Origin of the sequence: Arthrobacter sp. NPDC093128 (genome assembly GCF_040683875.1) — a bacterium.
In the GTDB taxonomy this organism is placed as follows: Bacteria; Actinomycetota; Actinomycetes; order Actinomycetales; family Micrococcaceae; genus Arthrobacter.
Genome location: NZ_JBFBEY010000013.1, coordinates 170,990 through 182,392, shown reverse-complemented (window position 1 = coordinate 182,392; position 11,403 = coordinate 170,990). Strand labels below are relative to the sequence as shown.

The window sequence follows — 11,403 nt, the reverse complement described above, 5'->3', positions numbered from 1 at the left end:
TACCGAAACAAGCCCACCGCACCAGCCGCCCCGGCCCACGCCGGCATCAACCACAAAACCAACCAGCTGTCACAAACAGCTTGATTCATTCCGAAACCCCTGCGAACTGGCACGGTTCCGGCGAACTCGGCGTCAGAACTCGGGGCCGGAAGGGGACGCCCGGCGGCGCAAAGTAGAATGGACCGGTGATGCAATCCCCCCTCCCCGTGCGCGACGGCGTGAACGCGACCCGCCTGCGCCTCCCGGACGAGGGGCCCTGGGACACCGCCATGGACTACATGATGCACCGCTGGGGCCACATCGACCCGCAGGGCATCGAGGACCGTTTCGACGCCGGCGAGATCGTGGGCGAGGGCGGCGTCCCGCTGGACCGGCGCACCAGGCTCGAGGACCACACCTTCATCTGGTACTACCGCACGCTCCCGCCGGAGACGCGGCTGCCCGTCGAGCTCAACATCCTGCACCAGGACGATCACATCCTCGTTGTGGACAAACCCCACTTCCTGCCCACCACTCCTGGCGGCACCTACATCCAGGAGTCGGCCCTGGTGCGGCTCCGGAACCAGCTGAACCTCCCGGACCTGATCCCCATGCACCGCCTGGACCGGATGACGGCCGGCGTCCTCCTGCTCTCCACCAACCCGGAGACGCGCGGTAACTACCAGGTCCTTTTCGAAAAACGCCAGGTCCAGAAGGAGTACGAGTGCGTGTCCGCCGCGGAACCGGCTGCGGGACATCCCGCCGTCGACTTCCCCGTGGTGGTGCGGAACCGCATGACTAAGTCCCGCACTTACCTCCTGGCGGAGGTCATCGACGGCGAGCCCAATGCGGAAACCCGTATTGAACTGCTGAAGACGTACGACGCCGGTGCTCACGCAAGTGAACCGACGCGCCGGGGGCTGTACCGGCTTGAGCCGCACTCGGGAAAGACCCACCAGCTCAGGGTCCACATGGCCTCGCTGGGGCTGGGCATCGTGAACGACGCCTTCTACCCCGACCTGCTGGACAAGGCACCGGACGACTACACCAGGCCGCTCCAGCTCCTGGCCCGCGGGATCCGCTTTGTGGACCCCATCACCAGGGAGCCGGTGGAGTACCGCAGCAGGCTTCAGCTCAGCGAAGCCCCGGCCTGAGCTGGCTGTCCCTTGCCGCCGGTGAAAATGAGGTAACTTGTGGCCATGGACCTGGCCAACACCGACACCTGGGGAGCGGCGATCTATTTCTGGATCATCCCCATCGTCCTTGGCGATGCCATCTTCCCGCCCATCCCCTCCGAAATGGTGGTGATCACGGGCGGCGCGCTCTCCGCGGAGGGCCGCGCCAACTTCCTGCTGGTGGGCCTGCTGTCCGCCTTCGCCTCGTGGGTCGGCGATGTTGTGGTGTTCCAGTTGTTCAAGCGCCGCCTCAGCCACGTCCTGGACCGGTGGCGGTGGGGCCGTAAATTCCACAGCGGAATCCACGCGGCCATCGCCAAGGCCGGGCGTTCCACCACGTACGGCGCCATCATCGGCGTCCGGTTCATTCCGGGGGGCCGGCTCGCGACGTCGGCCGCGGCGGGCATCGCCGACGTCACCACCCGGGCGTTCAGTTTCTGCGCGGCGGTGGGCGCCGTCCTCTGGGCCACCTATCTTGTAGGGCTCGGCTACTTCACGGGTTCCGCGACCAAGCTGCCGTTCTGGGCCAGCTCGCTGATCGGCGTCGCCGTCGGCCTGGTGATCGGCGGGGTGCTGGGCATTATTGTCACCCGCCGGCGCGGCAGCCGTTCGCCCGTTGACGAGCCAACCGATGACATCCGCCCCGATACCTCACCGACCTGACGCGGCAAATTCGCGCTAGACGGGAGCCCAGCGGCCACGGCTGCGGCGGAGCACCAAGAGAGCGCCCGTCACCGCAACGCGTTCGACGGCGTCGCGCATCATTGCTGCCGACTCCCGCGCCTGGTTGTTCTCACCGATGAATTCCGTTGCCTCCACCAGGAAGCGGAGGTTCAGTTCCGGTACCCCGCCAGCGATTTGGAGCTGGTTCGATTCCACGTGGTGCCGTGTTCCAAGGGCCTCGACGGCGGCGGCCATCACTGCCTCTGGAGCGTTTCCAGGCTTCAGCCCGGTGATCTTGAGTCTGGTCTGGAAAGAAGGCATAAAAACAACCCTAGCGTCAGCGCGAACCGGCAGGTAACACCCGCAGATCCGCGTCCACGGGGCATTAGGTGCCGGTTCGCGCTAGCCGCCCGGGGAGGTGTCCGTGTCGCGACCCGGGGCGGCCCAGCGTTCCTCGATGTGCCCGAACCGCCACACTCCCAGCGCGAGGATCCATGTGCAGACGAAGAGTGCGACGACGGTGTATCCGACCGCGTCCAGGTCGATGCCGCCGATGGCTGCCAGCGGGCCGGAGCTGATCCCGGTGCGTTCCACGAGGATCGAAATCAGTTCGATGGAACCGATCCCCAGGGCGACGGCGACAGACAGGGCAGTGATGACGATGTTGTAGTAGACGCGGCGGACCGGCCTCGACAGGGCCCACCCGTAGGCGAAGTTCATGAAGCAGCCGTCCAGCGAGTCCAGCAGGCTCATCCCCGCAGCGAACAGGATGGGAAGCGTCAGGATCGCGTACCAGGGCAGCGCCGAAGCGGCCGCACCGCCGGCGAGGATCAGCAGGCTGACCTCCGTGGCGGTGTCGAACCCCAGCCCGAACAGCAGCCCCACCCCGTAGACCTGCCACGGACGCGTGATCAGCCGGGTGGCCCGCCCGAACACCCGGTACAGCAGCCCCGGTGCGGCCGACTGGGCTGCGAGGGCGGCCGCGCCGGCGTCGTCCCTTCGCATCCGCAGCACCGACTTGATGATGCCGCGCAGCACGGCCAGGTTCAGGATGCCGATGCACACGAGGAACAGACCTGAGACGGCGGTCCCCACAAGCCCCAGGAAGGCATGAAGGTCAGCCGTCCCGTCCGCTGTCCGGTCAGCGAGGCCGCGGATCCCGGCCGCCAGCAGCGCGCACAGGCCGAACACAACACTTGAGTGGCCCAACGAAAACCAGAAGCCCACGGACATGCTGCGCCTGCCTTCGGCGCGGAGCTTTCGGGTGATGTTGTCGATAGCGGCAATGTGGTCGGCGTCGAAGGCATGCCGCAGGCCCAGCGTGTAGGCCGCCACACCAAGACCAACGCCAAACGCGCCTGTAGAAGCGGCAGGGAGGTTTCCCGGGGCGACGACGCCCGCCAGCACTCCCCAGCCGAGGACGTGAAGGACGGCGACGAATGTGGCCATGCCGCCGATCGAGGCCCATTCCCGGCCCGACAGGGCACGGGTTGCGCCGCGGATTCGGCCCGGACGCGCAGCCTCCGGTTGCTTCATGGTCCAGCCTCGGGTTCCATCTGCGATTGAACTGCCATGGTGACTTCGCTGCTTTAGCGGCAGTATACGCCGGTGTCAATCGGGGTGGTTGCGTTTTATCCGGGGCGAGCCTATCTTGGCAGGAAGGAGTGCCGATCATGCACGAACTCTCTATCACGCAGAGCCTGATCGACGCCGTTCTCGACCGTACCGGAGAACGGACAGTCACTGCGGTCAACCTCCGGGTAGGGCCGTTGTCCGGTGTCCTGCCGGACGCCATGCGCTTCTGTTTTGACGTTGCGTCCGCCGGCACTCCGCTCGAGGGTGCGAGGCTCATGATCGACGAACCGCAGGGCCTGGCCCGATGCCGGAGCTGCGACGACGAATTCGAACTGGCCGACCTGATCCTGCTCTGCCACTGCGGAAGCGCGGATGTCGAAGTCCTCCGCGGCCGTGAACTCATGCTGCTGTCGGTGGAGGTGGCTTAGCAAATGTGTACAACGTGCGGATGCGGCGACGAGGCCAACACCAGGGTTTCTGCACTGCAGGAACCGGCGGTATCCCTACTTCAGGAACCTGCGGGGTCTGTCCATCCGCACGAGCACCCGCACGAGCACGAGCACGGCCATGATCACGAGCATGATCACGGGGACGGACACGCACACGACCATGCACACCCGCACAGCCATGACCACGGGCACCACCATCCCGAAACCATCCCGCTGGAGCAGAACCTGCTGGCCAAGAACGACCTGCTGGCGGCACGGAACCGGGGCTGGCTGGAAGGCCGGGGAATCCGGGCCTTCAACGTCATGAGCTCACCCGGGGCGGGCAAGACCACCCTGCTGGTGCGCACCCTGACGGACCTCGGGGACCGGCTGCGGGCCGGGGTTATTGAAGGCGACCAGGAGACTTCCCTTGACGCGGACCGCATCCGCGCCGTGGGACGGCCCGTCATCCAGATCAACACCGGGGCCGGCTGCCACCTTGACGCCGACATGCTCCGGCGCGGCCTGGATGCCCTGGATCCGGAGACCGGGTCCACGGTGTTTATCGAAAATGTGGGCAACCTTGTCTGCCCGGCGCTGTTTGACCTTGGTGAAGCAGCCAAAGTAGTGGTCGTTTCCGTAACGGAAGGTGATGACAAACCGCACAAATACCCGCATATGTTCATGGCAGCTGACCTGGTGATCGTCAACAAGGCGGACCTGCTCCCCTACGTTGATTTCGACGTCGACGGTTTCCGGCGCCGCACCCGGCAGATCAACCCGCGTACCGAATTCCTGGTCCTTTCGGCCACCACCGGCGATGGCCTCGCCGGCTGGTATGACTGGCTCGGCGGCACCAGTTCCCGGTCATCCACCTTGACTGAATCCCTGACAGACACCCTGAGCCCGTAAGGGCCTTCGAAAGAGGCAACGATGCCTACCGAAACGTCACTCAAGGCCGAAGAAGACCTTATTCACGTGCTATGGATCAACGCAGGGCTCAGCTGCGACGGCGATTCCGTGGCCCTGACCGCGGCCACCCAGCCCAGCGTCGAGGAGATAGCCCTCGGCGCGTTGCCGGGCCTGCCGCGGATCGCGATGCATTGGCCCCTGATCGACTTCGAGTGCGGCCCGCAGGAAGGGGCCGACGACTTCCTGGAATGGTTCCGCAAGGCGGACCGCGGCGAACTGGAGCCGTTTGTCCTGGTGGTGGAGGGCTCCATCCCCAATGAGAAACTCCACGATCCCGGCGGGTACTGGTGCGGCTTCGGGAACGACCTCGAGACAGGCCAGCCCATCACCACGAGTGAGTGGCTGGACCGGCTGGCGCCCAAAGCCACGGCCATCATCGCGGCAGGTACGTGCGCCACGTACGGCGGCATCCACGCCATGGCGGGAAACCCCACGGGCGCCATGGGAGTGCCGGACTACCTCGGCTACGACTGGAAATCCAAGGCCGGAATCCCCATTGTGTGCGTCCCGGGATGCCCCATCCAGCCGGACAACCTCTCCGAAACCATGACGTACCTGCTGTACCAGGCCACGGGCCAGGCACCCATGATCCCGCTGGACGACGCACTGCGGCCAACGTGGCTGTTCGGCAAGACCGTCCATGAGGGCTGCGACCGGGCCGGCTACTACGAACAGGGAGACTTTGCCACGGAATACGGCTCCCCCAAGTGCATCGTCAAGCTTGGCTGCTGGGGCCCCGTCGTCAAGTGCAACGTGCCCAAGCGCGGCTGGATGAACGGCATCGGCGGCTGCCCTAACGTGGGCGGCATCTGCATCGGCTGCACCATGCCGGGGTTCCCGGACAAGTTCATGCCCTTCATGGATGAGCCGCCCGGCGGCAAGCTCTCAACGAGCGCCATCCGCCCCTACGGCTCGGCCATCAGGGCATTGCGCGGCATCACCACGCACACGCTGGACCAGGAGCCCAGGTGGCGCCGGCCCGGACCCGAGCTCCTTACCGGTGCCAAGCGCACCTGGTAGCCACCCACTTCCAGACAGGTGAAGAACATGACCTCAACGATTCCTATGCCTTCCGGAAGCGGAACGGGCAACAACAATCTGGTGGAGATGGCGTGGGACCCCATCACGAGGATCGTCGGCAGCCTCGGCATCTATACCAAGATCGATTTCGCGAACAACCAGGTGGTGGAATGCAAGAGCACCTCCTCGATCTTCCGCGGCTACTCCATCTTCATGAAGGGCAAGGATCCGCGGGATGCGCACTTCATCACCAGCCGCATCTGCGGTATCTGCGGTGACAACCATGCGACGTGCTCCTGCTATGCGCAGAACATGGCCTATGGCGTAAAGCCGCCGAACCTGGGCGAGTGGATCGTCAACCTGGGCGAGGCCGCCGAGTACATGTTCGACCACAACATCTTCCAAGAGAACCTCGTCGGCGTGGACTACTGCGAAAAGATGGTGTCCGAAACCAACCCCGGCGTCCTTGCCAAGGCCGAAAACACCCGGGCCCCGCACGAAGGCGAGCACGGCTACCGCACCATCGCGGACATCATGCGCTCGCTGAACCCCTTCACCGGGGAGTTCTACCGGGAGGCACTGCAGGTCAGCCGCGCCACCCGCGAGATGTTCTGCCTCATGGAGGGCCGCCACGTGCACCCGTCCACGCTCTACCCGGGCGGTGTGGGGACTGTGGCCACGATCCAGCTGATGACGGACTACATCACCCGGCTCATGCGGTACGTGGAATTCATGAAGAAAGTCGTACCCATGCATGACGACCTCTTCGACTTCTTCTACGAGGCCCTGCCCGGTTACGAACAGGTGGGGCTGCGCCGTACCCTGCTGGGCTGCTGGGGCTCGCTCCAGGACCCCGACTACTGCAACTTCGAGTACAAGGACATGACCGAGTGGGGCCGGAAGATGTTCGTAACCCCCGGTGTGGTGGTGGACGGGCAACTCGTCACGACCGACCTGGTGCGGATCAACCTTGGCATCCGGATCATGCTCGGCTCCTCCTACTACGAGGACTGGGAAAACCAGGAGATGTTCGTGACCCATGATCCGCTGGGCAACCCGGTGGACCGGCGCCATCCCTGGAACCAGCACACCAATCCGCGGCCGCAGAAGCGGGACCTCTCGGAGAAGTACAGCTGGGTCATGTCCCCGCGGTGGTTCGACGGCGAGAACAACCTGGCGCTGGACACCGGCGGCGGCCCGCTGGCCCGCTTGTGGGCAACGGCCCTGGCCGGGCTCGTGGACATCGGCTACATCAAGGCCACCGGCAGGAGCGTCCAGATCAACCTCCCCAAGACCGCGCTGAAGGGCCCCGTGTCCTTCGAGTGGAGCATCCCGCAGTGGAGCAACACCCTCGAACGCAACCGGGCCCGCACCTACTTCCAGGCCTACGCCGCGGCCGCCGCGCTGCACTTCGCCGAAAAGGCCCTGGAGGAGATCCGCGCCGGGCGCACCAAGACCTGGGAGACCTTCACGGTTCCCGATGAGGCCATCAGCTGCGGATTCACCGAGGCTGTGCGCGGCGTCCTGTCCCACCACATGGTGATCCGGGACGGGAAGATCGCCAACTACCATCCCTACCCGCCCACCCCCTGGAACGCGAGCCCCACAGATTCGTCCGGGACCGCCGGCCCCTATGAGGACGCCGTGCAGGGGCAGCCAATCTTCGAGGAGAACGACCGGGAGCATTTCAAGGGCATCGACATCATGCGGACCGTCCGAAGCTTTGACCCGTGCCTGCCCTGTGGTGTCCACATGTACCTGGGCAACGGCCAGACCCTCGAGAAGCTGCACTCCCCCACCCAGACGCTGACCGGCGAGTAAGAGCCATGCCTGGCGACGACCGGCCGCGGCAGGCCGGCGACAGGATCGAAAGTCTCCTCGACGCCCTCGGAGCCGGCGGGGCGGTGGCCCGCGGCCGTGCGGAGGAGCTGGTGCGCCAGGTGACCGATCTGTACGGCTCCGGATTGGCCCGGATCCTGGAAATCCTGGACGACCGCGGCCGGCTGGACGATGCAACACTGAACGCACTGACCGCGGACCAGCTGGTGTCCAGCCTGCTGGTCATCCACGGGCTGCACCCCCAGGACCTGGAAACACGGGTAACTGCCGCACTGGACAGCGTCAGGCCCTATCTGGGATCGCACGGCGGCAACGTGGAGCTTCTGGACGTCAGCCCGGAAGGAGTGGTGCGGCTCAGGCTGCTCGGCACCTGCCAGGGCTGCCCGTCGTCGTCGGTCACGCTCAAGTTCGCCGTCGAGGAGGCCATCCAGTCGGCGGCGCCGGAGGTGACCGACATCCAGGTGGTGGAGCAGGAAGCCCGCGCGGCCACTCCCGCCGTGATCCCCGTGGACGCGCTGCTGGTCCGGCTGAACCACCCGGACGACGGCGGCACGGCGGGCGGCGCGGGCGCCGCACCCGCCCCAGGCACGCCGGGTCACTGGCAGGAACACACCCCGGGCTCCTGGCAAGCCGTGCCCGAGATCGCCGGCCTGGAACAGGGCGAAGTTGCCGGCTTTATGGTGGGAGGCTACCCGGTGCTTGCGTGCCGGACCGGGCAGGACCTCTACGCCTACCGCGACTATTGCCCCCGCTGCACCGGGTCCATGGCCGGGGCCTCGCTGCAGCGCGCCCTCGCCGGCGCGGTCGGCGGCGGCCTGCTGCGCTGCCCCGCGTGCCGTGCGCATTTCGACGTCAGGCAGGCGGGCTCCTGCCTTGAGGACAGGGCCCTGCACCTGGATCCGCTGCCGCTCCTGGTGCGCGCAGGCGTGATGTCCGTGGCCGTGCCGCTCGTCTCCAGCCAGGACGCCTGAAATGACGGCCCCTGGACTGCCCTCACCCGGAACCGGGCGGACACCGGGCGGCGGACTGCCGGTCGCCTTGCTCCGACGGATCGCCGCGCAGCCGGCCGCGGCTCCGGCCGGAGAGCGCTGCGAAATGTGCGGCGAGCCCATCGCGGAGGCCCACCAGCACGTGGTGGACGTCGAGAGCCACGCCATGATGTGCACGTGCCGGCCGTGCTATCTGCTTTTCACCGACAGCACAGCCCATCTCCGCTACCGGTCGGTGCCGGACCGGTACTTCTCGTTTCCGGACTTCGAGCTGGGCCCGGGCCAGTGGGACGAACTGGAAATACCCGTGGGCCTGGCCTTCTTCTTCCGCAGCTCCAAGCTCGACCGGACCGTTGCCTTCTACCCGGGCCCGGCCGGCGCCACCGAGTCCGAGCTCCCGCTCGACGCCTGGGACGCCGTGCTCGCCCGCAACCCTGCCGTGGCCCTCGCCGCCCCCGACACCGAGGCGCTCCTGATCCGCGGCCCCGGACCGGACCGGCCGCAGGCAGACTGCCACCTCGTCCCGGTCGATGCCTGCTACGAGCTGGTGGGCCAGCTCCGCCGCCGCTGGCGGGGGTTCGACGGCGGGCAGGAGGCCCGCGACCAGCTCACCGCCTTCTTCGAAAACGTCAGCCGGCGCAGCAAACCGGTGCATGAGGACTCCCGCGAGTCCGTGCCGGGAGGCCCGCAATGACCGGGCTGGCGTTCACCGTCGTCGACATCCAGCCGGAACCGTACGCCGCGGCCCCGCAGCTGACCGCCCGGCTGCGGCTGACTGAAGCCACCGGCACCGCCGTCCACGCCATCGCCCTGCGCTGCCAGGTGCGGATCCTGCCGCAGCGCCGCGGTTACGCGGAGGAGGAGGAAGCGGGGCTGCTGGACCTTTTCGGCGAGCGCGGCCGCTGGCCCAATACCCTCAAGTCCTTCCTCTGGATGCAGTGCAGCACAATGGTGCAGGGCTTCGCCGGCAGCACCGAAGTGGACCTGCCGCTGCCCTGCACCTTCGACTTCGATGTCGCCGCCGCCAAGTACCTCAATGCCCTGCGGGACGGCGAAATCCCGCTGGAGTTCCTGTTCTCCGGCACGGTCTTCACCAAGGGCCAGACCGGGTTCGGTGTGGAGCAGGTTCCCTGGGACCTGGAGGCTTCGTACCGGCTTCCCGTGTCCGCCTGGCAGCGGCTGATGGATGTGTATTTCCCTAACGCAGGCTGGATCCGGCTGGACCGCGACGTCCTGGCGGCCCTGTCACAGTACAAGTCCGCGCGCGGCCTGACGTCCTGGGAGGCCGCCGTCGAATCCCTGCTGGCAGCCGCAGCATCCGGCGTGGGCGGAGAGCGGCCATGAACATGAGCCTGAGCCTCGCCCGTGCGGTGGCCGATGCGGTCCTCTACGAGGGCTACCTCCTGTATCCGTACCGCGCGTCCTCGCAGAAGAACCAGTCCCGCTGGCAGTTCGGCATCCTTGGCCCGCCCGGCGCCGCTGAGGCCGGTTCCGGGGAAGAGCCGGAAATGTTTGCCGACTGCCTGATGAGTCCGGGGCCGGATGCGGAGCTGGAGCTCCACCTCCGTTTCCTGCAGCTTCAGGCGCGCACCGCGGAAACAGCGGACGACGGCGGCAGCTTCCGGCCGGTGGAGGAACTCGCCGTCGGCGGCGCCCGCTGGCTGAGCTGGGACGAGGCAGTCGAGCAGGAAATCACCCTGGGGCCGTTCGCCGTGACCCAGTTGCGCGACGGTGGCGGGGCGCTGGTGCTGCCCGTGGACATCCCCGCAAGTGAGGACGTGGAGGAATTCCGTGACGACTCCGGCCGGCCCGCCGGGCGCCTGGTGCGCCGCCGCCGGGCACTGCAGGGGAAAGTGACGCTCAGTGCCACCGGCACCGCCTCAACCGCCGCCGACGGCGGGCTGGTGCGGCTGCGCGTCTCGGTGGCGAACACGGCCGGGCCCGGAGCGGAACCTCCGAACCGGCAGGAGGCGATCGCCACATCGTTCATCGGCGCGCACGTGCTCCTGAGCATGCGCGGCGCGGACTTCCTGTCGCTGCTGGACCCGCCGGACCGGGCAAAGGACGCCGCAGCTGCATGCGCCCAGCACCGCTGCTGGCCCGTCCTGGCGGGGCCCGAGGGGCAGACGGACGTGCTGCTGGTGTCGCCGATCATTCTGTACGATCACCCGGCTGTGGCACCGGAGAGCTCGGTTGCCCTGTTCGACTCGACGGAAATTGACGAGATCCTCACCCTGCGCGTGCTGACGCTGACGGATGAGGAAAAAGCCGAGGCCCGGGCAACGGATCCGCGTGCCGCCGCGATCATCGACCAGTGTGAAGCCATGTCGCCGGAGGAACTCCAGCAACTGCACGGGATCCTGCGCAACCCGCACGCTGCGGACTTCCCGGGCACCTTCACCAACACCGGCGGCGAGCCTGCTCCGCCCGCCTGGTGGACGCCGGAAGCGGAAGCCCTGGTCCAGCCGCACATGGATGCGGTTCTGATCAACGGCGTTCCGGTAGCCCGCGGCAGCCGGGTCAGGGTCAATCCAAGCCGCCGGGCCGACGCCCAGGATCTCTTCTTCGCCGGGCAGACCGGGCGGGTCACCAGCGTCCATTTCGACGTCGACGGCAGCACGCACGTTGGCCTGGTGCTCGAACAGGACCCTGCGGCGGACCTCCATGAAGGCTACGGACGGTCCTTCTACTACGCGCCCGAGGAACTTGAACCGCTCGAGGATGGAAAGGGAAACCCGCTATGAGGACTGTAGGAATAGCCAC

At 67.0% G+C, this 11,403-nt stretch carries 12 protein-coding genes; 10 read left to right on the top strand and 2 right to left on the bottom strand.

Annotation, left to right across the window (positions count from 1 at the left end; all coding sequences use genetic code 11):
• Positions 1–188 precede the first annotated feature (188 nt).
• Together AB0N24_RS16815 and AB0N24_RS16810 are read left to right on the top strand one after the other, a co-directional pair.
• Positions 189–1,133 carry an RluA family pseudouridine synthase gene (locus AB0N24_RS16815; RefSeq protein WP_364126585.1) on the top strand — a complete coding sequence of 315 codons (945 nt, stop codon included), beginning with the start codon at positions 189–191 and terminating at the stop codon, positions 1,131–1,133.
• Between the two features lie 45 nt (positions 1,134–1,178).
• Complete coding sequence (locus AB0N24_RS16810; RefSeq protein WP_364126558.1) at positions 1,179–1,817, top strand: VTT domain-containing protein; 639 nt, start codon at positions 1,179–1,181, stop codon at positions 1,815–1,817.
• 15 nt (positions 1,818–1,832) lie between these two features.
• Here AB0N24_RS16810 and AB0N24_RS16805 read toward each other — a convergent pair whose 3' ends face one another.
• Together AB0N24_RS16805 and AB0N24_RS16800 are read right to left on the bottom strand one after the other, a co-directional pair.
• Entirely contained in the window at positions 1,833–2,138 is a 306-nt protein-coding gene (locus AB0N24_RS16805; protein WP_364126555.1) for a hypothetical protein, read from the bottom strand.
• An 81-nt stretch (positions 2,139–2,219) separates the two neighbouring features.
• Positions 2,220–3,353 (bottom strand): HoxN/HupN/NixA family nickel/cobalt transporter, encoded by a 1,134-nt coding sequence (locus tag AB0N24_RS16800; protein ID WP_364126552.1) that lies wholly within the window; start codon positions 3,351–3,353, stop codon positions 2,220–2,222.
• Between the two features lie 137 nt (positions 3,354–3,490).
• On the opposite strand from AB0N24_RS16800, the gene AB0N24_RS16795 reads away from it, so the two are divergent.
• Genes AB0N24_RS16795 through AB0N24_RS16760 form a run of 8 tightly spaced genes read left to right on the top strand, consistent with a single transcriptional unit; the run spans position 3,491 to position 11,384 of the window.
• On the top strand, positions 3,491–3,820 hold the full coding sequence (locus tag AB0N24_RS16795) for a hydrogenase maturation nickel metallochaperone HypA (protein ID WP_214952223.1): 330 nt from the start codon (positions 3,491–3,493) through the stop codon (positions 3,818–3,820).
• Positions 3,821–3,823: 3 nt separating this feature from the next.
• On the top strand, positions 3,824–4,732 hold the full coding sequence (hypB, locus tag AB0N24_RS16790) for a hydrogenase nickel incorporation protein HypB (RefSeq protein WP_364126549.1): 909 nt from the start codon (positions 3,824–3,826) through the stop codon (positions 4,730–4,732).
• A gap of 21 nt (positions 4,733–4,753) precedes the next feature.
• Complete coding sequence (locus AB0N24_RS16785; protein WP_364126547.1) at positions 4,754–5,812, top strand: hydrogenase expression protein HypE; 1,059 nt, start codon at positions 4,754–4,756, stop codon at positions 5,810–5,812.
• 27 nt (positions 5,813–5,839) lie between these two features.
• The gene (locus AB0N24_RS16780) at positions 5,840–7,633 is read left to right on the top strand and encodes a nickel-dependent hydrogenase large subunit (protein WP_364126544.1); all 1,794 of its coding nucleotides are present in this window, start codon (positions 5,840–5,842) and stop codon (positions 7,631–7,633) included.
• A gap of 5 nt (positions 7,634–7,638) precedes the next feature.
• Positions 7,639–8,622: a NifU family protein gene (locus tag AB0N24_RS16775; protein WP_364126541.1), complete on the top strand. Its 984-nt coding sequence runs from the start codon at positions 7,639–7,641 to the stop codon at positions 8,620–8,622.
• A gap of 1 nt (position 8,623) precedes the next feature.
• Entirely contained in the window at positions 8,624–9,334 is a 711-nt protein-coding gene (locus AB0N24_RS16770) for a DUF5947 family protein (RefSeq protein WP_364126538.1), read from the top strand.
• Entirely contained in the window at positions 9,331–9,984 is a 654-nt protein-coding gene (locus AB0N24_RS16765; RefSeq protein ID WP_364126535.1) for a DUF6084 family protein, read from the top strand. The genes AB0N24_RS16770 and AB0N24_RS16765 overlap by 4 nt, the downstream gene beginning before the upstream one ends.
• Positions 9,981–11,384: a hypothetical protein gene (locus AB0N24_RS16760; protein ID WP_364126532.1), complete on the top strand. Its 1,404-nt coding sequence runs from the start codon at positions 9,981–9,983 to the stop codon at positions 11,382–11,384. Before AB0N24_RS16765 ends, AB0N24_RS16760 begins: the two co-directional genes overlap by 4 nt.
• Positions 11,385–11,403 lie beyond the last annotated feature (19 nt).

Excerpts from the sequence above, each read along its gene's own strand:
- AB0N24_RS16815 (WP_364126585.1), top strand. The coding sequence starts at position 189 with ATGCAATCCCCCCTCCCCGTGCGCGACGGCGTGAACGCGACCCGCCTG.
- AB0N24_RS16810 (WP_364126558.1), top strand. The coding sequence starts at position 1,179 with ATGGACCTGGCCAACACCGACACCTGGGGAGCGGCGATCTATTTCTGG.
- AB0N24_RS16805 (WP_364126555.1), bottom strand. The coding sequence starts at position 2,138 with ATGCCTTCTTTCCAGACCAGACTCAAGATCACCGGGCTGAAGCCTGGA.
- AB0N24_RS16800 (WP_364126552.1), bottom strand. The coding sequence starts at position 3,353 with ATGAAGCAACCGGAGGCTGCGCGTCCGGGCCGAATCCGCGGCGCAACC.
- AB0N24_RS16795 (WP_214952223.1), top strand. The coding sequence starts at position 3,491 with ATGCACGAACTCTCTATCACGCAGAGCCTGATCGACGCCGTTCTCGAC.
- hypB (WP_364126549.1), top strand. The coding sequence starts at position 3,824 with ATGTGTACAACGTGCGGATGCGGCGACGAGGCCAACACCAGGGTTTCT.
- AB0N24_RS16785 (WP_364126547.1), top strand. The coding sequence starts at position 4,754 with ATGCCTACCGAAACGTCACTCAAGGCCGAAGAAGACCTTATTCACGTG.
- AB0N24_RS16780 (WP_364126544.1), top strand. The coding sequence starts at position 5,840 with ATGACCTCAACGATTCCTATGCCTTCCGGAAGCGGAACGGGCAACAAC.
- AB0N24_RS16775 (WP_364126541.1), top strand. The coding sequence starts at position 7,639 with ATGCCTGGCGACGACCGGCCGCGGCAGGCCGGCGACAGGATCGAAAGT.
- AB0N24_RS16770 (WP_364126538.1), top strand. The coding sequence starts at position 8,624 with ATGACGGCCCCTGGACTGCCCTCACCCGGAACCGGGCGGACACCGGGC.
- AB0N24_RS16765 (WP_364126535.1), top strand. The coding sequence starts at position 9,331 with ATGACCGGGCTGGCGTTCACCGTCGTCGACATCCAGCCGGAACCGTAC.
- AB0N24_RS16760 (WP_364126532.1), top strand. The coding sequence starts at position 9,981 with ATGAACATGAGCCTGAGCCTCGCCCGTGCGGTGGCCGATGCGGTCCTC.